The sequence below is a fragment of the Pseudomonas sp. 9.2(2024) genome (assembly GCF_039695385.1).
Classification (GTDB): domain Bacteria; phylum Pseudomonadota; class Gammaproteobacteria; order Pseudomonadales; family Pseudomonadaceae; genus Aquipseudomonas; species Aquipseudomonas paraglycinae.
The window spans coordinates 2,334,335-2,358,022 of sequence record NZ_CP155585.1; the positions used below are offsets into that span (position 1 = coordinate 2,334,335).

Annotated in this window: 3 protein-coding genes; all 3 read left to right on the forward strand. The window is 64.4% G+C overall.

The features are described 5' to 3' along the window. The first annotated feature begins 89 nt into the window (after window positions 1-89). From ABFB52_RS10565 to ABFB52_RS10575, 3 genes are read left to right on the forward strand one after another with little or no spacing between them, the layout of a single operon-like run. The gene (locus tag ABFB52_RS10565; RefSeq protein ID WP_129973113.1) at window positions 90-3,491 is read left to right on the forward strand and encodes a non-ribosomal peptide synthetase; all 3,402 of its coding nucleotides are present in this window, start codon (window positions 90-92) and stop codon (window positions 3,489-3,491) included. Then, window positions 3,488-11,323, forward strand: coding sequence for a non-ribosomal peptide synthetase (locus tag ABFB52_RS10570; protein WP_129973114.1), 7,836 nt, complete (start codon window positions 3,488-3,490; stop codon window positions 11,321-11,323). The genes ABFB52_RS10565 and ABFB52_RS10570 overlap by 4 nt, the downstream gene beginning before the upstream one ends. A gap of 13 nt (window positions 11,324-11,336) precedes the next feature. After that, a complete protein-coding gene (locus tag ABFB52_RS10575) occupies window positions 11,337-23,663 on the forward strand; it encodes a non-ribosomal peptide synthase/polyketide synthase (protein ID WP_129973115.1) in 12,327 nt (4,108 codons plus the stop codon). The last annotated feature ends 25 nt before the right edge of the window (window positions 23,664-23,688 follow it).

The window sequence follows — 23,688 nt, forward strand, 5'->3', positions numbered from 1 at the left end:
GGCCCCGCTAAATCATGGCGTTTGTCATTCGTTCTTGTTGATACGACCGGGCCTCCTGGTCACGCCGCCGATCAGCAAGGACCCAATGCATGAATGCCGCAGACGCACAGAAACTAGCCCGCCGCTTTATCGAATTGCCTCAGGACAAACGTCGTTTGTTCCTCGCCGGCATGGCCCGTGAAGGGATCAATTTTGCGCAGCTGCCCATGACCGCCTGCATCGGGGCCGCAGAGCGTGACGGCTTGTCCTATGCCCAGCAGCGGATGTGGTTTCTCTGGCAGATGGATCCGCAAAGCGCCGCCTACAACCTGCCAATGGCCGTGCGCCTGAGCGGTGAGTTGCAGCCCGAGGCGCTGGAGCAGGCGTTCAGTCTGCTGGCGGCGCGGCATGAGTGCCTGCGCACCACGTTCGGTCAGGAGGGCGAACAAGCTTTCCAGAAAGTCGCCGAACCGCAGCCCGTCAAGCTGACCCTCACTGACCTGAGCGCGTTGCCCGAGGATCAGCGCTGGCCGCTGGCCCGGCAGCACATGATGGCGGAGGCCACGCAAGCCTTCGATCTGGAAAACGGGCCGTTGCTGAGCCTGCGTCTGCTGCGGCTGGACGCGCAGGAACACGTGCTGTTGCTGACGTTGCACCACATCATCGCCGACGGCTGGTCGATGAACATTCTCATCGATGAATTCATGCACACCTACGATGCGCTGGTGGCCGGGCGCGAGCCCCAATTGCCGGCGATCACCGTGCACTACCGCGACTATGCGCTGTGGCAACGCAGCTGGCTGGAGGCGGGCGAGCGCGAGCGGCAGCTCGACTACTGGCGCGCGCAACTGGGCGACGAACATCCGGTGCTTGAACTGCCGACCGACCGCGCGTATCCGGCCCAGGCCAGTCACCGTGGCGCGCGTCTGGAAACGGTCATCGACGCCGGCCTGCGCCAGGATCTGAAAAACCTCGCGCAACGTCAGGGCGTGACCCTGTTCGTGGTCTTGCTGGCGGCGTTCAAGACCTTGCTGCATCGCTACAGCGGCCAGACCGACATTCGCGTCGGCGGCCTGATCGCCAACCGTACCCGCAGCGAAACCGAAGGCTTGATCGGCTTCTTCGTCAATACGCAGATCCTGCGCAGCGTGGTCACCGCCAACAGCCGTTTCGCCGATCTGTTGCAGAGCCTGCGCCAGTCCGCGGCCGGCGCGCAGTCCCATCAGGATCTGCCGTTCGATGCCTTGATCGAAGCCTTGCAACCGGCCCGCAGTCAGAGCCATAACCCACTGTTTCAGGTGATGTTCAATCACCAGCCGCTGGTGACCGATTTGCAGCAGGCGCAGCTGGCGTCCGGTTTGCGGGTTGGTTACCTGACCGAGGAACAGCTGACCGGCAGCGGCCGCGAGCACGCGGCCACCAGCGATCTGATGCTCGATACCCGTGAAGAGGGCGAGCAGCTGTTCGCCGCGTTCACCTACGCCACCGATATTTTCGACGAGTCCACCATCGCCGCGCTGGCCGGGCACTGGCGCAACGTGCTGGTGTCGGTCTGCCGTGATCCGCAGCAGTTGATCGGCAACCTTTCGATGCTGGACGTCGCCGAGCAGGAAAGTCTGATCCAGGCCACTGAAGAGAGTCCGCGACTGGACAGCTTTCAGACCCTGTTCGAAGCGCAAGTGGCCCGTACCCCCGAGGCGCCGGCGGTGATTCTGGCGAGCGAGCCGTCACCCTCGATCAGCTATGCCGAACTGAACCGGCGCAGCAATCGCCTGGCCCATCAACTGCGCGCCCGGGGTGTCGGCCCGGACGTGCTGGTCGGCGTGGCACTGGGGCGTTCGCTGGAACTGGCCGTCGCCTTGCTGGCCGTGCTCAAGGCCGGCGGCGCCTATGTGCCGCTGGATCCGCAGACGCCGGGCGAGCGCCTGCGCCATGTGCTCGACGACAGCGGACTGAACCTGTTGCTGATCGACCGGCAGACGCTGGCCGTTCTGCCGGCTCTCGACGGTGTGCAAAGCCTTTGCCTCGACACGCTGCCGGATGATGGCGCCAGCGACAGTCTGCCGGTGACGGTCGAGCCGCAGAACCTGGCCTACGTGATCTACACCTCCGGTTCGACCGGTCGGCCCAAGGGCGTGGCGATCAGTCATGCCGCGCTGAGCGAGTTCATCGAGCGCGCCATCGACTACAGCGACCTGCGCGAAGGCGACCGGGTCTTGCAGTTCGCGACCAGCAGCTTCGATGGCTTCGTCGAGCAGTTTTTCCCGCCGCTCTGTCACGGCGCGAGCGTGGTGCTGCGCGACGCACGGCTGTGGGACAGCGCGACATTGCATCAGGTGATCCTCGAGCACGGCATTACCCTGGCCGACTTGCCGGCGGCGTACTGGTACTGGCTGGTGCAGGAATATGCCGCCAATCCTCCAGCGCATTTCGGTGCGCTGCGCCAGATTCACGTGGGCGGAGAGGCGATGGCGGTGGACGGCCTGCGCCTGTGGCAGCAGGCCGGGTTGGGTCATGTGCGCCTGCTCAATACCTACGGGCCGACCGAGGCCACCGTGGTGTCGACGATCCACGACTGCTCGGCGCTGACCGCTGACGCCGTGTCGTGGCGCGGCATTCCGATTGGTCAGGGTCTGGCCGCACGTCGCCTGTACGTGCTGGACGATGATTTGAACCTGCTGCCGCAAGGCGCGGTGGGCGAGTTGTACATCGGTGGTCCGGGCCTGGCGCGCGGCTATCACCGACAGCCGACCCTGAGCGCCGAGCGCTTTATTGCCGACCCGTTTGCCAGCGGCGAGCGCCTGTACCGCACCGGCGACCGCGCACGTTTGCGCGCCGATGGCGCGGTGGAATACGTCGGTCGCGTGGACCATCAAGTGAAGATCCGTGGTTTCCGTATCGAACTGGGTGAAATCGAATCGCGCCTGCAGCAATGCCGGGGCATCCGCGAGGCCGTGGTGCTGGCCTTGCCGCTCAATGGCAGCCTGCAACTGGTGGCGTATCTGGTGGCCGATCAGGACGTGCTCGACGGGGTGGCCGGTCAGTCGGCGTTCCGTCAGCAGGTCAGGGCTTCGCTGCAGGCCAGGCTGCCGGACTACATGGTGCCGGGCCATCTGCTGCTGTTGGCGGAGTTGCCGCTGACGCCGAGCGGCAAGCTCGATCGCAAGGCCTTGCCGGCGCCGGACATGGACCAATTGCAGGTCGATTACCGCGCCCCGCAATCGGACATCGAACAAGCCCTGGCGCAGATCTGGGCGGATGTCCTGCAAGTGCCGCGTGTCGGTCTGGACGATCACTTCTTTGAGCTGGGCGGCCATTCGCTGCTGGCGGCGCAAGTGATCGGCCGGATCAAGAAACAGCTGAACGTGGTGTTGCCGCTGCGCAACCTGTTCGAAAAGCCGCTGCTCGGTGAACTGGCCCAGGCAGTGGCGCAGTTGGCCGACGGTGCAGCGGATAACGACTGGTCCGACATGGACCTGTTCATGAATGAATTGGAAGGAGAAGAAGTATGAGCGGCACCATGGCGGAGCGCATCGCTAAAAGGTTCGTCGGCTTGCCGCTTGAGCAGCGTCGGCTGTTTCTGGCCAGGCTGCGCGAAGAGGGCAAGGATTTCAGCCTGCTGCCGCTGCCGGTCAGTCGTCACGACTGCGCGCAGATCCCGCTGTCGTTCGCCCAGCAGCGTTTGCTGTTTCTCTGGCAGCTCGAACCACAGAGCGCCGCGTACAACATGGCCGCCGGCCTGCGCCTGAAAGGGCGGCTGGACGAAACGGCGCTGACCCGCTCGTTCGATCACCTGCTGGCGCGCCATGAAGTGCTGCGCACGGTGTTCCGCACCGACGGCGAGCAGCCGCATCAAGTGATCCTCGAACCGCAGGGCGTTGCGCTGGAACGCATCGACTTGACCGGTGTTGCCGCGCAAGAACGCGAGCAGACGCTGGCCGAGCACGTGCAGAAGGTGACGGCGCAGCCGTTCGATCTGCGCCACGGCCCGTTGCTTCGCGCCAGTCTGTTTTGCCTGGCGGACGATGAGTTCGTGCTGGTGGTGAGCATGCACCACATCGTCTCCGATGGCTGGTCGATGGACGTGATGGTCAAGGAATTCGTGCAGTGCTATCAGGCGTTCAGCCTGCAGCGCGAACCGCAGTTGCCGGCGCTGGCCTTGCAATACGCCGACTACGCCATCTGGCAGCGGCGCTGGCTGGAAGCCGGCGAGGGCGAGCGTCAACTCGATTACTGGCGTCAGCAACTGGGTGAGGAACATCCGCTGCTGGAGGTCGCCCCGGACTTCGCCCGGCCGCTGACCCAGAGTTTTGAAGGCCAGACTTTGAGCTTCGATTTTGGCGCGGATCTGTCACGTCAGCTCAACGGGTTCGCCCGTGCTCAAGGCATCAGTCTGTTCATGCTGGTGCTCGCAGGGTTCTCGCTGTTCCTCTCGCGTCAGGCCGGAGAGCGTGACATCCGCGTCGGCGTGCCCAACGCCAACCGCAGTCGCGCCGAGGTCGAAGGGCTGATCGGTTTCTTCGTCAATACGCAGGTGCTGCGCTGCGAGGTGGATGAGCGAGGCAGTTTCGAGGACTTGCTGGCGCGGGTGCGCGAGGCGTCATTCGGCGCGCAGGCCCATCAGGAGCTGCCGTTCGAGCAACTGGTGGACGAGTTGGTCGCCGAGCGTACGTTGGGGCACAACCCGTTGTTCCAGGCCAAGTTCAACCAGAACGTCGGCATGCAGAAACAGCGCTCGATGGCGCTGCCGGGCCTGACCGTGGCGGAGTATCCGCTGGACAAGGACGGCACGCACTTCGATCTGGCGCTGGACATCACCGACGACGGCACGTTGATTCACGGGCAGATGACCTACGCCAGCGACCTCTATCGACACGCAACCGTCGAAGGTTTTGTCTCGGCCTTGCTCGGTCTGTTCGGTGCGCTGCTGAAAGCGCCACAGGCGCCACTGCACACCGTGGCGACGGCATTGCCGAGCGCGCTCGCGGCACCGCGTGAACCGGCACAGTCGGTGTTGCGGCACTGGGCACGCGAAGTCGAGCGCCAGCCGCAATCGCTGGCAGCGCGGGATCTGAATGGCGGCTTGAGCTTCCAGGCACTGGATCAGGCTGCCAATCGCCTCGCGCATCATCTGCTGGCCCAAGGCGCGATTGCCGGTCAACCGGTGGCGGTGCTGATGGAGCGCTCGCTCGACTGGCTGACGTGCGTGCTGGCGATCATCAAGGCTGGCGCGGTGTACATGCCGCTGGACGTCAAGGCGCCGATGGCGCGCTTGCAACAGATGCTCGGCGCCGCGAAGGCTCGGGCAGTGGTGTGTGCCGAGGGTGATTCGCGGGTTTCGGAACTGGCGGTCGCCGGTTGTCAGGGGCTGGCATTCGATGCGCAGCAATGGCAACAGCAGCCGGCGACGGCCCCGGCCTGTGAGTTGTCGGCGCAGTCGCCGGCCTATGTGATTCACACCTCCGGTTCCACCGGACAACCCAAGGGCGTGCTGGTCAGCCACGGTGCGTTGGCCAGTTACGTGCGCGGTGTGCTGGAGCGTCTCGATCCGGCGCCGGACACCAGCATGGCGCTGGTCTCCACCATCGCGGCGGACCTGGGTTTCACCGTGCTGTTCGGCGCGCTGTGCTCGGGCCGGTTGCTGCATGTATTGCCGGAAGAGCTGGGCTTCGATCCGGATCGCTTCGCCGAGTACATGGCCGGGCACCGGGTGGGCATGCTGAAAATCGTTCCGGGACATCTGGCGGCCTTGTTGCAGGCGTCGCGTGCAGCCGATGTGCTGCCGGAGCAGGCGCTGATTGTCGGCGGCGAAGCGTGTTCGCCGGCGCTGGTGGAGCGTGTGCGTCAGCTCAAGCCGGGTTGCCGGGTCATCAACCACTACGGCCCGAGCGAAACCACCGTCGGTGTACTGGCCCACGAAGTCGGTTCGCTGGAACCGGGGGCTCGCAGTGTGCCGGTCGGCACGCCATTGGCCGGGGCCCATGTGTATGTGCTTGACGATGTACTCAACAGCGTGGCCGATCAGGTTGCGGGCGAGCTGTACATCGGCGGCGACAGTGTTGCCCTCGGTTACCTTGGGCAGCCGGGGCTGACGGCCGAGCGCTTCGTTCCCGATCCGTTCGGGCCGGCCGGTGCGCGGGTCTATCGCAGTGGCGACCGGGTGCGTCGCAATCGCCAGCAGGCGGTGGAGTTCATCGGGCGCGCGGACGATCAGGTCAAGGTGCGCGGGTATCGGGTTGAGCCGGCGGAAGTCGCCCGGGTGCTGCTCGGCCTGGACGGTGTCAGCGAAGCGGCGGTGCTGGCACTGGCGCTGGATGACGACCCGACACGGCTGCAACTGGTGGCCTGGTGCGTGCCAGCGACGGGTGCAGCGCTGAAAGCCGAAGACCTGCGCGAGCAACTGCAAGCCCGTTTGCCGGATTACATGGTGCCGGCGCAGATTGTCCTGCTGGAGCAATTGCCGCTGACCGCCAACGGCAAACTGGACAAGCGCGCCTTGCCGGTGCCAGGTGTGGTGACGCAGCGCTTCGTCGCGCCGGTGGGCGAGATCGAGGAAAAACTCGCGGCGATCTGGGCCGATGTGCTCAAGCTCGAGCGTGTGGGCAGCACCGACAATTTCTTCGAACTGGGCGGGGACTCGATCCTCAGCCTGCAAATCATTGCCCGGGCCAAGCGCCAGGGCATCAAGCTCAGCCCCAAGCAATTGTTCGAAAAGCAGACCGTGGGCCAGTTGGCGGCGGTGGCCAAACTGATCGAAGCCAAACCCGTGGCGGCAGCGCCGCAGAAGGTCGGCGGGCAGCTGGCTTTGCTGCCGATTCAGGCGCGCTTTTTCGAAACACCGATTGCCCGGCGAGAGCACTGGAACCAGTCGGTGATGCTGCAACCGCAGGCGCCGCTTGATGCCAGTCATCTGCAAGCCGCACTGGCGGCACTGATCGAGCAGCATGATGCACTGGCGTTGAACTTCCAGGCGTCGGGCGATGTGTGGCAGGCAACGTTCCAGACGCAACGCGACCCGGAGCTGTTGTGGGTGCGTGATCTGGACAGCCTGGATCAACTGACGGCGCTGGCGGATCTGGCCCAGCGCAGTCTGGATCTGCAACAGGGGCGACTGCTGCGGGCGGTGCTGGCGAATCTGCCGGACGGTGAACAGCGCCTGTTGCTGGTGATCCATCACCTGGTGGTCGATGGCGTGTCCTGGCGCGTCCTGCTGGAAGACTTGCAGCTCGGTTACGCCGCACTGGCATCGGGCACGCCGCTGGTGTTGCCGGGCAAGAGCAGTTCGTTGCAGAGCTGGGCCGAGCGTCTGCACCGTTATGCCCATAGCGAAACACTGGGCCGCGAGCGCGAGTATTGGCTGACGACCCTGAGCGCGGGCGACGTGGAGTTGCCACGGGACTTTGCACAAGACGTGCAGACTCAGGAGCAGGCGCAACGCGTCAGTTCGCGCCTGAGCCAGGCACTGACCCACAAGTTGCTCAAGGTTGCTCCGGCCGCGTATCGCACGCAGATCAACGATCTGCTGCTCACGGCGCTGGCGCGGGTGTTGTGTGACTGGAGCCGACAGCCGTCGGTGCTGATCCAGCTTGAAGGCCATGGTCGCGAAGACCTGTTCGAGGAACTCGATCTGAGTCGTACGGTGGGCTGGTTCAGCAGCCTGTTCCCGGTGCGTCTGACACCGCAGGCAGGGCCGGGCGAATCGTTGTGCGCGATCAGGGAGCAACTGCGCGCCGTGCCGGGCAAAGGCATCGGTTACGGCGTGCTGCGCTACCTGACCGGTGCCGCCGAGCTGCGTTCGCTGGCCCCGCCACGGGTGACCTTCAACTATCTGGGCCAGTTCGACGGCGACTTCAGTGCCGCCGAGGGCGCCCTGTTCGTGCCGTCCGGCGAAAGCACCGGGGCCAATCAGGACGCCACGGCACCGTTGGGCAACTGGTTGAGCATTGACGGTCAGGTGTATGGCGGCGAGCTGGAACTGACCTGGACATTCGGTTCGGGCATGTACCGTACCGACACGGTGCAGGCGCTGGCCGAGGCTTATCGCCTGGAGCTGGAACGGCTGATCGAGCACTGCTGCGACAGCGGCGAGGCCGGCGTCACGCCGTCCGATTTCAGTCTGGTGAGCCTGACGCAGGCGCAACTTTCGGCACTGCCGATTCCGGCCCGGGAGATCACCGATCTGTACCCGCTGTCGCCGATGCAGCAAGGCATTCTGTTCCACAGCCTCAACGACCCCGACAGCCCGGCTTACACCAACCAGCTGCGGGTCGACGTGCAACATCTGGAGGCCGAGCGTTTCCGTCAGGCCTGGCAGCAGACCCTCGACGCCCACGACATTCTGCGTACCGCGTTTGTCTGGCCGAGCGACGCCGCTGCAGCGGTGCAAGTGGTTCGCCAGAGCGTGCAAATGCCGTGGAGCGTGCAGGACTGGCGGGGTCGAACCGACCTCGACACTGCGCTGGAACAACTGGCCGGCGATGATCTGGCCAACGGTTTCGAGCTGACGGGCGCGCCGCTGTTGCGGGTTTCGCTGGTGCGTACCGATGATTCGACGCATCACCTGATCTACACCTGCCATCACATCCTGATGGATGGCTGGAGTACCTCGCAGTTGTTCGGTGAAGTGCTGCAGCGTTATGCGGGCCTGACTCCGGTTGCTGCCCAGGGACGTTATCGCGACTACATCGAATGGCTGGGTCAGCGCGATCAGCCAGCCAGTCGGGCGTTCTGGAAGCACGCGCTGGCCGAGCTCGAAGAGCCGACGCGTCTGGCCAGTGCCGTGCCGACGCAGACGTCCGGCGTCAGCGGTTATGCCGATCACCAGCATCTGTTCAGCGAACAGCTGACGGCGGATCTGAACCGTTTCGCCCGGGAGCAGAAAGTCACCCTCAACACCCTGGTGCAAGCGGCGTGGCTGGTGCTGTTGCAGCGTTACACCGGTCAGGACAGCGTGGCCTTCGGCGCTACGGTGGCCGGACGTCCGACCGATCTGCCCGGCGTCGAGCAGCAGATCGGCCTGTTCATCAACACCTTGCCGGTCGTGGCGGCGCCGTCCGCCGAGATGCCGGTCGAGCGCTGGTTGCAACACGTGCAGGGCCTCAACCTGGCGCTGCGCGAGCATGAGCACACGCCGCTCTACGAGATTCAGCGCTGGGCCGGACTCGGTGCGGGAGCGCTGTTCGACAGCATTCTGGTGTTCGAGAACTACCCGATGGCCGAAGCCCTGCAACAGGGGCCGGATACCGGTCTGGTGTTCTCGGCGATCCGCCGTCAGGAGCAGACCAACTACCCGCTGACGCTGGTGGCGGTCACCGGTCGCGAGCTGAGCCTGGGCGTCAGTTACGATCAGGCCCTGTTCGGTGCTGCGACGATCGTCGGCCTGAGTCGTCAGCTCGAAAGTCTGTTGAGCCAGTTCCTCGGCAACGCCAAGCAACCGTTGGGCACCTTGCAATTGCTCGACGAGCCGCAGCGCAAGCAAGCGATCGACTGGGGCAAGGCTGGCGTCACGGCGAACGATTCGCGCACGGTGCTCGAGTTCATCGAGTCCCGCGTTGCACTGCGACCGGATGCAGCGGCGGTGATCTACGCCGAACAGCAGATCGACTATCGCCACCTCGACCTGCGGGCCAATCGTCTGGCGCACAAACTGCAAGCGCTGGGCGTGGGGCCGGAGGTGCGGGTCGGCGTGTGCATGCGCCGCACCCCGGACATGCTGGTCGCGCTGTTGGCAATTCTCAAGGCCGGTGGCGCCTATGTGCCGCTGGACCCGGATTACCCGCAGGAACGTCTGCTGCACATGCTCGACGACAGCCGCGCCGCGGTATTGCTGACCGAGCCGGCAGCGCAGGCGATGCTGCCTGACGCGTTGAGCGCTCAGGTGGTGCTGGTGGAGGAGGGCGAGCAATCGCTGGCCGGGTATCCAACCACCGCGCCGGTGGCCGGGATCAGCGGGCAAAACCTGGCTTATGTCATTTACACCTCGGGTTCCACCGGCAAGCCCAAGGGTGTGGCCATCAGTCACGCCAACCTCACTGCGCTGATCCAGTGGTCGCAAGGGGTGTACCGCGAGGAGCAACTGCGCGGTGTGCTGGCGTCGACTTCGATCTGCTTCGACCTGTCGGTCTGGGAGATCTTTGTCACCCTGGCCAGCGGTGGCTGCATGGTGCTGGCGGACAACGCGCTGGCCCTGGCGGAGTTGCCGGCCCGCGAGCGGGTCACGCTGATCAACACGGTGCCGTCGGCGATTGCCGCGCTGCAACGGGCCGGGCAGATTCCATCGTCGGTCGCGACCATCAATCTGGCCGGCGAGCCACTGAAACAGAGCCTGGTAGACACGCTGTACGCGACCCCATCGGTCAGGCAGGTCTACGACCTGTACGGTCCGTCGGAAGACACCACGTATTCGACATTCACCCTGCGCACCGCGCACGGTCAGGCCAACATCGGCCGGCCGCTGGACAACACCGTGGCGTACCTGCTCGACACGCAACTCAATGGCTTGCCGGCCGGTGTGGCGGCCGAGTTGTACCTGGGCGGCGCCGGCGTGACCCGGGGCTATCTGATGCGCCCGGGGCTGACCGCCGAACGCTTCGTGCCCAACCCGTATGCCGGCAACGGCGAGCGGCTTTACCGAACCGGCGACCTGGTGCGCCAGGGCGCGGACGACAACATCGAGTACCTGGGGCGCGCCGACCATCAGGTGAAGATCCGTGGTTTCCGTATCGAGCTGAGCGAGGTCGAAGCGCGCCTGCTGGAGCAGGACGAGGTGCGCGAGGCGGTGGTGCTGGCGCAGGACGGCGCGGCGGGCAAGCACCTGCACGGCTACGTCGTGGCGGCGCAACCGGCGACCGACCCGGCGGCGCTGACCGAGCGCCTGCGCGCCGCATTGGCCAGTCGTTTGCCGGCGCACATGGTGCCGGGGCATCTGCATGTGATCGAGGCGGTGCCGCTGACCCCGAACGGCAAGCTCGACCGCAAGGCGTTGATGGCATTGGGCGAGAGCCCGACGCAGCAGCAGTACGAAGCGCCGCAGACCGACTTGCAATGGGAGGTGGCGACGGTTTGGCAGGAAGTGCTGGAAGTCGAGCGCGTGGGCCTGGCGGACAACTTCTTCCAGCTCGGCGGCCATTCGTTGCTGGCGACGCTGGTGGTGACCCGGATCAAGGAGCGGCTGGGCGACAAGGTGCCGCTCAAGGAGCTGTTCGAAGCCGATACGCTGAAAGCGTTCTGCAACCGGATCGAGGCGCTGCGCGTCGAAATGTCGCCCGTTCAGGATGAATTGGCTAAATCCCTGGAGGCCCTCAAACGTCTATCCCTCGATGATCTGGAAAAACTGATTTCTTGAGAGGGAAAAACGCGTGCAAGAGTTAATCGAGTCGGTAGGACAACTTTCGGCTAAGCAAAGAAAGGCTCTGGCGGTTCTGCTCAAGCAGAAAGGCGTCAACCTCTTTGACATTGCCCCGGTTTTCAAGCGCACGGCCGAAGAGCCGCTGCTGCTGTCCTACGCCCAGCAGCGCCAGTGGTTTCTCTGGCAGTGGGCGCCGCACAGCGCGGCCTACAACATTCCGACGGCCCTGCGCTTGCAGGGTCCGCTGGATGAGTCGGCGCTGGAGCGCAGCCTTCAGGCGCTGATCGAACGACACGAAACCTTGCGCACGGTGTTCTCCCAGGAAACCGAACAACCGCTGCAAACGATCCTGCCGCCAGGATCGTTTGCGCTGGAAACCTACCCGTTGAGCCCTGAGCTGGCGAGCGACCCGGATGCTTCGATCCAGGCGTTCGTCCAGACTCAGAGCCAGAAGACTTTCGATCTGCAGCAAGGCCCGCTGCTGCGCGCGGCCCTGTTGCAGGTCAACCCGAACGACCATGTGCTGGTGCTGACCCTGCACCACATCGTCTCCGACGGCTGGTCGCTGCAAGTGATGATCGAAGAGCTGGTGCAGCTCTACGCCGGTTTCAGCCTCGGTCACGATGCCGGTCTGCCGGCCCTGCCGATTCAATACGCCGACTACGCCCTGTGGCAGCGCCAGTGGATGGAAGCCGGCGAGCAGGCGCGGCAACTGGCCTACTGGCAGGAAAAACTTGGCGGCGAACAACCGGTGCTGGAACTGCCGCTCGACCGCGCGCGCAGTGTCGATCAGAGCTTTGCCGGGGCCAGCCACAACCTGATTCTCGATCCGCAGCTGAGCCAGGGCCTGAAAGCCTTTGCGCGGCGGGAAAACGTCACGCTGTTCGTCTTGCTGCTGGCGTCTTTCCAGGCACTGTTGCACCGCTACAGCGGGCAGTCGGACATCCGTGTCGGCGTGCCGGTGGCCAACCGTGGCCGGGTGGAAATCGAGCGTCTGATCGGTTTCTTCGTCAACACGCAGGTGCTCAAGGCCGACGTTGACAGCCAGACCCCGTTTATCGATTTGCTGCGTCAGGTCAAACAGACCGCACAGGAAGCCCAGGCCCATCAGGACTTGCCTTTCGAGCAACTGGTGGAAGCCCTGGAACCGGGTCGCAGCCTGAGCCACAGTCCGCTGTTTCAGGTCATGTTCAACCATCAGGCGGAACGCCGCAGCAGTGTTGAGACGCGCCTCAACGGCCTGAGCATCGAGCCGCTGGAATGGCAGAGCCAGACCGCCCAGTTCGACCTGACGCTGAACACCACCGAACAGGCCCACGGCATCGAAGCGGTGCTCAAGTACGCCACCGATCTGTTCGATGCGGCGACCATCGAGCGTCTGGCACAGCACTGGACCGCGCTGCTGCAGGCGATCGTCGCCGACCCGTCGCGCAGCATCGGGCAGTTGCCGATGCTCGATGACGCACGTCAGCAACAACTGCTGAGCCAATGGAATCCGACACGGGTCGAGCACCCGGTCGAGCAGTGCATTCATCAGGCCATCGAAGCCCAGGCGGAACGTCATCCCGAGGCGGTCGCCGTGACCTTTGCCGGGCAACGGCTGACCTACGCCGAGCTCAATCGCCGGGCCAATCAGTGGGCGCACCGGTTGATCGCGAACGGCGTCGGCCCGGATGTGCGGGTCGGTGTGGCGGTCGAGCGTTCGCTGGACATGATCGTCGCCATCGTCGCCGTGCTGAAAGCCGGCGGTGCCTACGTGCCGCTGGATCCGGGCTACCCGCAAGATCGCCTGAGCTACATGATCGAGGACAGTGGCATCGGTCTTCTGCTGACCCAGGGTCACTTGCAGGCACAGCTGCCGATTCCGCCGGGCCTCACCTGTCTGGACCTGAGCCAGACACTGGAGCCGGGCAACAGCGAAAACCCGGTCTGCCTGACCACCCCGGATAACCTGGCGTACGTCATCTACACCTCCGGTTCGACCGGCAAGCCCAAAGGTGCATTGCTGCCGCACAGCAACGTCATCCGCCTGTTCAGCGCCACCGACCACTGGTTCGGTTTCGGCCCGGACGACAGCTGGACCCTGTTCCATTCCTACGCGTTCGACTTCTCGGTCTGGGAAATTTTCGGCGCGCTGCTGTACGGCGGAAAACTGGTGGTCGTACCCCACGACGTCACCCGTTCCCCGGAAGATTTCTACACCCTGCTGTGCGATGAACACGTCACGGTCCTGAACCAGACGCCATCGGCGTTCAAGCCGCTGATGCAACTGGCCAGTGAATCCTCGCGCGACCATTCGCTGCGTTACGTGGTGTTCGGTGGCGAAGCGCTGGAAGTGCAGAACCTGCGGCCATGGTTCGAGCGTTTCGGCGACCGTGCACCGACGCTGGTGAACATGTACGGCATCACTGAAACCACCGTGCACGTGACGTACCGCCCATTGTCGATGGCCGACCTTGAGCAAAGCCACAGCAGCCCGATCGGCGAGCCGATTGTCGACCTGTCGTGGTACCTGCTCGACAGCGCGCTGAACCTGGTGCCGCAAGGTTGCATCGGCGAGCTGTACATCGCCGGTGCCGGTCTGGCCCGGGGTTACCTGAATCAACCGGGCATGAGCGCTACGCGTTTTGTGCCCGACCCGTTCAACCCGCAGGCCGGCGAACGTATGTACCGCACCGGCGACCTGGCGCGCCTGCGCGGCGACGGGGTGATCGAGTACATCGGTCGTATCGACCATCAAGTGAAGATCCGCGGTTTCCGTATCGAGTTGGGGGAAATCGAAACCCGGCTGCTCAAGCTCCCGGCGGTGCGCGAGGCGGTGGTGCTGGCAGTCGAAGGTCCGAGCGGTCAGCAACTGGCGACCTGGATCGTGCCGAACGAGGCACTGCAAGGCGATGCCGAGGCGACGCTGCGCGATTCGATCAAGGCGCAACTGCGCGAAGCCTTGCCGGACTACATGGTGCCGGTCAGCTGGGCATTCCTCGAGCGCCTGCCGCTGACCGCCAACGGCAAACTCGATCGCAAGCAACTGCCGCAGCCGCAGGTCGCTCAGGTGCAGGAAGCGTATGCCGCGCCGCGCAGTGAGCTGGAACAGCAACTGGCCGCCATCTGGCAGGACGTGTTGAAGGTCGAGCGTGTCGGCCTCAACGACAATTTCTTCGAGCTGGGCGGCGACTCGATCATTTCGATTCAGGTGGTCAGCCGCGCCCGTCAGGCGGGCATCCGTTTCACGCCCAAGGACATCTTCCAGCATCAGACGGTGCAACGCCTGGCCACGGTCGCGCAGCAGAGCGACGTGGTACTCGCGACCCAGGGCGATGTGCTCGGCGAGGCGGTGCTGACGCCGATCCAGCAGTATTTTTTCGACAGCGATATCCCGGCGCGTCATCACTGGAACCAGTCGATCCTGCTGACCCCGACCGCACCGCTGGCGGCGACTGCACTGGAGCAGGCGTTGCAGCACCTGCAACGGCACCATGACGCCTTGCGTCTGCGTTACCGCGACCTGGAGGGTGGCTGGCAACAGACCCACGCGCCGGTCGAACACAATCTGGAGCTGCTGCGCACCGTGACCTTGCAGGACAGCGCGGCCTTGCCGGCGCTGTGCCAGGAACTGCAACGCAGCCTCGATCTGGACAACGGCCCGCTGATCCGCGCGGTGCTGGTGGACTTGCCGGACGCCAGCCAGCGCCTGTTGCTGGTGATCCATCACCTGGTGGTCGACGGGGTGTCCTGGCGGATCGTGCTGGAAGATCTGCAAACCGTTTACCAACAGCTGACGGCGGGGCAGGTTATGCGCCTGCCGGCCAAGACCACCGCGTTCAAGGACTGGGGCGCGCGCCTGCAAGGGCATGCGCGCAGTGCCGTGCTGGAAGCCGAGCTGGATTACTGGCGCGGGCAGTTGAGCGGCGCGGGCATCGAGCTGCCGCTGGACAACCCGCAAGGTCAGTTGAGCAACCGTTTCGAGCGCAGCGTCGATACGCGTCTGGATGCCGAGCGCACCCGGCAGCTGCTGCAACAGGCCCCGGCGGTCTACCGCACCCAGGTCAACGACCTGTTGCTGACTGCGCTGGCCAAGGTGCTGTGTGAATGGACCGGTGCCGAGAGCGCGCTGGTGCAGCTCGAGGGTCATGGTCGTGAAGACCTGTTCGACGATGTCGATCTGAGCCGCACGGTGGGCTGGTTCACCAGCATGTTCCCGGTGCGTCTGACCCCCGGCGCCGGTTTCGAAACCTCGATCAAGGGCATCAAGGAACAGCTGCGGGCGATCCCCAACAAAGGCATTGGCTACGGCCTGTTGCGATATCTGGGCAGCGCCGAGGCACAGGCTGCCCTGAGCGGCGCGGCGCAGCCGAAGGTGACGTTCAACTACCTCGGCCAGTTCGACAACAACTTCGATGAAGGCGCGTTGTGGGTGCCGGCCACCGAAGACAAGGGCGCCGGGCAGGACGAGCGTGCGCCGATGGCCAACACGCTGACCATCGATGGCCGGGTCTATCAGGGGCAGTTGAGCCTGACCTGGACCTACAGCGGCGATGTGTTCGAAGACGCGACCATCCATGCGCTGGCACGTGCCTATGAAGGCGCGCTGGCCGAGTTGATCGACCATTGCCTTAATCACGCGAGCGGTGGTCTGACACCGTCCGACGTGCCGCTGGCCGGGTTGTCCCAGACCCATCTGGACAACCTGCCGATCGTTGCCCAGCGGATCGAAGACATCTATCCGCTGGCGCCGATGCAGCAGGGCATTCTGTTCCACAGTCTCTATGACGCCGATGCCAGCGCTTATGTCTATCAGATGCTGCTGGACATCGAAGGTCTGGACGTCGCGCGCTTCCAGCAGGCCTGGCAGCGAGTGGTGGATCGCCATGAAGTGCTGCGCGCCGGTTTCATCTGGGGTCGCGACGGTCTCGACACGCCACTGCAAGTCATTCATCGCCAGCTGACCCTGGAAATGCCGGAAGTGGACATGCGCCACGAGCCGGACCTGGCCGTGGCCATGGAAGCGCGGGCACGGGCTGATCTGGAGCGCGGTTTCGATTTGCAGAACCCGCCGCTGCTGCGTCTGTGCCTGTTGCGCACGGCCGATGATCGCCATCGCCTGATCTTTACCTGCCACCACATCCTGATGGATGGCTGGAGCAACTCGCGGATGTTCGGTGAGGTGCTGCAGGATTACGCCGGTCATCCGGTGCCGGGTGCGCAGGGCCGTTACCGGGACTTCCTGGCCTGGCTGCAAGGCCAGGACAAACAGGCCGCGCAGGCTTTCTGGCGCGGACAACTGGCCGAGCTCGACGAGCCGACCCGTCTGGCCTCGGCGTGCCCGGGCAACGTGCAGCCGGGGGCGGGCAAGGGCGTGCATCGCCTGACGTTCGATGCAGCGTTCACGCGCCGCCTGAACAGTTTCTCGCGCCAGCAGCAGGTCACTCTGAACAGTCTGGTGCAGGCAGCATGGCTGTTGATTCTGCAACGCTACACCGGCCAGCCCACGGTCGCGTTCGGCGCCACGGTGTCCGGGCGTCCGGTGGATTTGCCGGGCATCGAGCAGCAACTGGGGCTGTTCATTAACACCTTGCCGGTGATCGCCAGCCCGCAACCGGGCGTCAGCGTGCGCGACTGGGTGCGCAGCGTGCAGGACAAGAACCTGCTGCTGCGCGACTTCGAACAGACGCCGCTGCAAGACATCCAGCGACTTGCCGAGCTCAACGGCGAAGCGCTGTTCGACACCTTGCTGGTGTTTGAAAACTACCCGGTGTCGGAGACGCTGGAGGCCAATCCGGGCGGCCTGCGCTTCGGTGGTCTGGAACACCGCGAGCAGACCAACTACGGCCTGACCCTGATCGCCGGTGCCGGCGAGGTCCTGAGCCTGGACTTCAACTACCTGACCGAGCAGTTTTCCGAGCGCGGCGTAGTCGGGTTGGCCACGCACCTGGAAGTAGTGTTGCAACAGTTCCTTGAGTCGCCGCAACGCCTGTTGGGTGAAGTCGGGCTGCTGTCGGGTGCCGAGCACAACACGTTGGCGCAGTGGAACGACAATCACGCCGCGTATCCGGCTGAGCGTCTGATTCATCAAGGCTTCGAAGCGCAGGTCCAGGCCCGTCCGCACGCTGTGGCCCTGAGCCATGGCGGTGTGGCCCTGAGTTATGCCGAACTCAATCGCCGGGCCAACCAGCTGGCGCGTTATCTGGTGTCGCTGGGTGTCGGCGCCGAGGTTCGGGTGGGCGTGGCGATGCCGCGCTCGGCGGAACTGGTGATTGCCTTGATGGCGGTGCTCAAGGCCGGTGGCACCTACGTGCCACTGGATCCGGACTACCCGGCCGACCGCGTGGCGTACATGCTGGAAGACAGCCAGGCGAAGGTCCTGCTGACGCAACAATCGTTGCTGGCGCAACTGCCGCAGACCGACGCGCAGGTGCTGCTGGTGGAGGCGGGCGGTGAGGCCTTTGCCGATGAGGCTGCCGATAACCTCGACGTGCGTGGCGATTCGGCGAACCTGGCCTACGTCATCTACACCTCCGGTTCCACCGGCAAACCTAAAGGCGTAGCGATTGCCCACCGTAACGTCCAGGCACTGATCCACTGGTCCGCCGACGTTTACAGCGAAGCCGATCTGCAAGGTGTGCTGGCATCGACCTCGGTCTGCTTCGACCTGTCGGTGTGGGAGATTTTCGTCACCCTCGCGCGGGGCGGTTCGATCGTCATGGCGCGCAATGCTCTGGAACTGCCGGACCTGCCGGAGCGCGATCAGGTGCGTCTGATCAACACCGTGCCGTCGGCGATCGCTGCCTTGCACCGTGCCGGGCATATTCCGAATGGCGTGCGGATCATCAATCTGGCCGGCGAGCCGCTCAAGCAAAGTGTGGTCGACAGCCTGTACAGCGAGACCTCGGTCGAGCACGTCTATGACCTGTACGGGCCGTCGGAAGACACCACCTATTCGACCTGGACCCGCCGCGAAGCCGGCGGCCAGGCGAATATCGGCCGGCCGCTGGTCAACACCACCGCGTACCTGCTGGACGGGCAACTGCAAGCGTCGCCGATCGGGGTGGCGGCCGAGCTGTATCTGGCCGGTGACGGCATCACCCGCGGTTACCTGTTCCGTCCGGGCCTGACCGCCGAGCGTTTTGTGCCGAACCCGGCCTCGACCAGCGGCGAGCGGATGTACCGCACCGGCGACCTGACGCGCCTGTGGGACGATGGGCGGATCGAATACGTGGGCCGCATCGACCATCAGGTCAAGGTGCGCGGGTTCCGTATTGAACTGGGTGAAATCGAAGCGCGTCTGCTGGCCCATGACCGCGTGCACGAAGGCGTGGTGCTGGCGGTGGACGGCCTCAGCGGTCAACAACTGGTGGCGTATGTGGTGCCGACCCAATCCGGCCTCAGCCTTCAGGAACAGGATGAGCTGAGCGAATCGCTGCAGTCCGCCCTCAAGGCACACTTGCCGGATTACATGGTGCCTGCGCAGTGGCTGTACCTCGAGGCGCTGCCGCTGACCCCCAACGGCAAGCTGGACCGCAAAGCCTTGCCGGCACCGGACGTCAATCAGTCGGCCCGGGACTATGTCGCCCCGTCAACGGAGCTTGAGCAACAGCTGGTGGTGGTCTGGCAGGACATCCTGAAGATTGACCGGGTCGGTGTGACCGATAACTTCTTCAGCCTGGGCGGTGATTCGATCATCTCCATCCAGCTGGTCAGCCGTGCGCGCCAGCAGGGCATCCGCTTTACCCCCAAGGATCTGTTCCAGCAACAGACCGTGCAGAAACTGGCGACGGTGGCGTCGGTGGAGTCCGCGCAGCAGGCCGACGGCACGCCGGAAAACTACCCGCTGGCGCGTCTGGAGCAGGCGCAGCTCGATGCGTTGCCGGTGCCGGCGGATCGGATCGAGGACGTTTATCCGCTGTCGCCGATGCAGGAGGGCATGCTGTTCCACACGCTCTCGGACAATGGCAGCAGCCTGTACGTCAACCAGGTCAGCTTGCCGATCCAGGGCCTGGATGTGGAGCGTTTCCGGGGCGCCTGGGAATTTGTCATCGATCGCCAGGCGATCCTGCGGACCAGTTTTCACTGGCAGGACGGGCTGGCCAAGCCGTTGCAAGTGGTCCATCGTCAGGCCCCGCTGCAGATGCAGGTGCTCGACTGGCGCGAGCGTGAGGTCAGCGATGAGTTGATCGCCGAATTCGCCAGCGATGATCGTGCCCTCGGCTTCGATCTGTCCCAGGCACGTCTGCAGCGGGTGACGCTGTTGCGCCTGAGCGATGACCGCTATCAGATGATCTGGACCAGCCACCACATCTTGATGGACGGCTGGAGCAGTTCGCGCCTGTTCGGCGAAGTCTTGCAGTACTACTCCAGGGGCAAGGTCAGCGGTGAGAACGGTCGTTACCGCGACTTCATCGCATGGTTGCAGGCACAGGACCAGGACGCGCAGGAGCTGTTCTGGAAAGCGCGTCTGGCGGCGGTCAACGAGCCGACGGCGTTGAGCCAGGCGATCCATCCGCGCCATTCGGCCGATGTCTGCGGCCACGATGCGATCTACTCGAACTGGGATCAGGCGCAAACCGCACGCCTGCTGCAGTTCTGCCGCGACCTGCGCATCACCCCCAACACGTTGATTCAGGGTGCCTGGCTGCTGCTGTTGCAGCGCTACACCGGGCAGCGCACGGTCACGTTCGGTGCCACGGTTTCGGGGCGTCCCGAAGGGCTGGCGAATGTCGGCAACATGCTGGGTCTGTTCATCAACACCTTGCCGATCATCCAGACGCCGCAGGCCGATCAGCGCCTGGCGGACTGGCTGGGCGAAGTGCAGGCCTACAACCTGGACATTCGTGACTATTCCCAGGCGCCGCTGGCTGATGTGCAGCGCTGGTCCAACCTCGGTGGCCAGGCACTGTTCGACAGCATCATCGTGTTCGAGAACTTCCCGATCGATGATCGCCTGCAAGAAGAAAACGACACCGACCTGACCTTCGGCAAATCCATCGGCCACGGCGTGACCAACGTACCGATGGACCTCGCGGTAATGCTGGGTGACGAGCTGTCGATCGAGTACCTGTACCTGCGCAGCCACTTCAGCGCCGAGGCCGTGGAAGGCATTCGCCTGACGCTGGAAAACACCCTCGAAGCGATGATGCGTGCGCCTTACGAGCGACTGGGCAATCTGCAGCGCCTGTCGAACGAGCAGTGGCAGGCGATCCAGGCCTGGAGTGCCGAACCGGTCTCCAGCCACGAACCGGTGCTGCTGCCGCAACTGATCAGCCGGCATGCGCAGCAGCAGCCAGAGGCTATCGCCCTGCAGTGCGCCGGATTGAGCCTGAGCTATGCCGAACTCGAACAGCGGGCCAATCGTCTGGCCCACTGCCTGACCGAACACGGTGCGGGCCCGGAAGTGGTGATCGGCGTGGCGCTGCCGCGCTCGCTGGAAATGGTCGTCAGCTTCCTCGCCGTGCTCAAGAGCGGTGCGGCGTACGTGCCGCTGGATATCGATTATCCGCCTGAGCGACTGGCGTACATGATCGAGGATTCGGGCATGGCACTGTTGCTGACCCAGAGCAGCCTGCGCGCCACCTTGCCGGCGCCCGAAGGACTGCTGCGTCTGGAAATCGATCATCTCGACGAGTCCCGCTACCCCGATCACGCGCCGGTTTCCCGTGTGCAGGAGCAAGGGCTGGCGTATCTGGTCTATACCTCCGGTTCCACCGGTCGGCCGAAGGGCGTTGCGGTCACGCAAGGGCCGTTGAGCATGCACTGTCAGGCCATCGCCGAGCTGTATGAAATGGACGCCAGCAGCTGCGAGCTGCACTTCATGTCATTCGCTTTTGACGGCGCCCATGAACGCTGGTTGAGCACGCTCTACAGCGGTGGCCGCCTGGTGATTCGCGACGGTTGCCTGTGGACGCCGGAGCAGACCTACGCCGCCTTGCACGAGTATGGCGTCACCATCGCCTGCTTCCCGCCGGCCTATCTCAAACAGTTGGCCGAGTACGCGGCGGCCAGCGGCATCGCGCCGCCACCGGTGCGCATCTACTGCTTCGGCGGTGATGCCGTGCCGGACCAGACCTTCGAACAGGTGAAGGCGGCCCTGCGTCCCGAATACTTCACTAACGGTTATGGCCCGACGGAAACCGTGGTCACGCCGATGCTCTGGAAGGTCCCGGTGAGCCAGCATTGTGAAGCGGCCTATGCACCGATCGGTCGTGCCGTCGGCGCACGTTCGCTGTACGTGCTGGACGAGGATCTGAACCCGCTGCCGCCAGGTTTTGCCGGTGAGCTGTACATCGGCGGTTACGGGGTTGCCCGTGGTTACCACGGCCGTGCGGATCTGACCTGCGAGCGCTTCGTACCCAATCCGTTCGCGGTCGGCGAGCGCCTGTATCGCAGCGGCGACCTGGTGCGTTTGCGTCAGGACGGCGTGGTCGATTACGTCGGGCGCATCGACCATCAGGTCAAGGTGCGCGGTTTCCGCATCGAGCTGGGTGAAGTCGAGGCCAGCCTGCGCCAACTGGAGGGTGTGACCGATGCGCTGGTGATCGCCCGGGACAATGCGTCCGGCAAGCAACTGATCGGTTATGTGGTGACGCCGACGGGCGAAGACGTGGGCGATGAACTCAAGGCCGGGCTGCGCGCCTCGCTGCCGGAGTACATGGTGCCGGCGCAGATTGTCTGCCTGAGTGCTTTCCCGGTCACGCCCAACGGCAAACTCGATCGCAAGGCGCTGCCGGAGCCGGACTTCAAGAGCGAGGAATATGTCGCCCCGCGCAACGAGCAGGAAACACTGCTGGCCGAGATCTGGGCCCAGGTGCTGCAAGTCGAGCAGGTGGGCATCACGGATAACTTCTTCGAACTGGGCGGCGACTCGATTCTCAGCCTGCAGGTCATTTCCCGGGTCAGGAACCACCCGACGTTGCAGATGGATCTGAAGCTGCGCGATCTGATGCGCTATCAGACCATCGCTGGCATCGTCGAACAGAACGTGACGAAGGAAGGCGCCGGACAGCCACTGGTGGACGTCACGCAGGTGGCGGGCGAGGGGTTGTTCAATCTGTTGCCGATTCAGGAGTGGTTCTTCGCCGAGGGCATGTCCGAAGCCCATCACTACAACCAGTCACTGCTGTTGAGTGCGCGCCAGCCACTGGATCTGGATGCGCTCGAGCAGGCCCTGGGCTGGATCGAGCAACACCATGACTCGCTGCGCCTGCGCTTCACTCGGGAGAGCGGGCGCTGGCTGCAACGCTACTGCACCGCCACCGAACAGGGCGAGGCGGTGCTCTGGCGCCGTGAAGCCGAGAACAGCGAACAGGTCGAAGCGCTGGCCAACCTTGCCCAGCGCAGCCTCAAGCTGGACGACGGGCCGGTCTGGCGGGTGATGCATGTCGCCCTGCCGGACGGTCAGGCGCGACTGCTGGTGGTGATTCATCACCTGGTGGTCGACACCGTGTCCTGGCGGATCCTGCTCGATGACCTGAAAACCGCTTATGAAGCGTGTGTGCAAGGGCTGACGCCGCAACTGCCGATTCGTACCAGCAGCTATCGTTCGTTTGCCGAGGCCTTGCAGGCACAGGCCCCGGCGATTGCCGAACAGGAGCTGGCGTACTGGCTGGAGCAGCTCGATCAACCGGGCGTCGATCTGCCGTGCGACAACTACCGTGGCAAGAATCAGGTGCGCCAGCAGGCGCAGGCGCGGCTCAAGTTGTCCCGCGAGCACACCGAACAATTGCTCAAGCAGGCGCCGGCGGTCTATCGCACGCAAATCAACGACCTGCTGCTGTCGGCACTCGGTCGGGCACTGTGCCGCTGGAGCGGTCAGCCATCGGCGCTGATTCTGCTGGAAGGGCACGGCCGCGAGGATCTGTTCGAATCCATCGACCTGAGCCGCAGCCTTGGCTGGTTCACCAGCATGTTCCCGGTCCGGTTGCGTCCGGACAGCGACGATATCGGACGTTCGATCATCGACGTACAGGCGCAGCTGGCGGCGGTGCCGCAGAAGGGCATCGGGTATGGCGTGCTTCGTCATCTGGCGGGCGCCGAGGTGTCCCGGCAACTGGCGGATCTGCCGCAGGCGCGGGTGACGTTCAACTACCTGGGGCAGTTCGACCAGAGTTTCGACGAGCAGGCTCTGCTGGTGCCGGCGCTGGAAGAAACCGGCGACAACTACAGCCTGAAGGCGAACCTGGGCAACTGGCTGGAAATTGTCGGCCAGGTGTATGACGGCCAGTTGGCGTTGCGTTGCATCTACAGCAGCCAGCGTTATCGCGCCGGCACCATGGACGCACTGATGCAGGATTACCAGCGTGAACTTGAAGCGCTGATCGAGCATTGCATGGCGCGTGTGGGCTGATCGCTGCACGCTGGATCATTTTTGA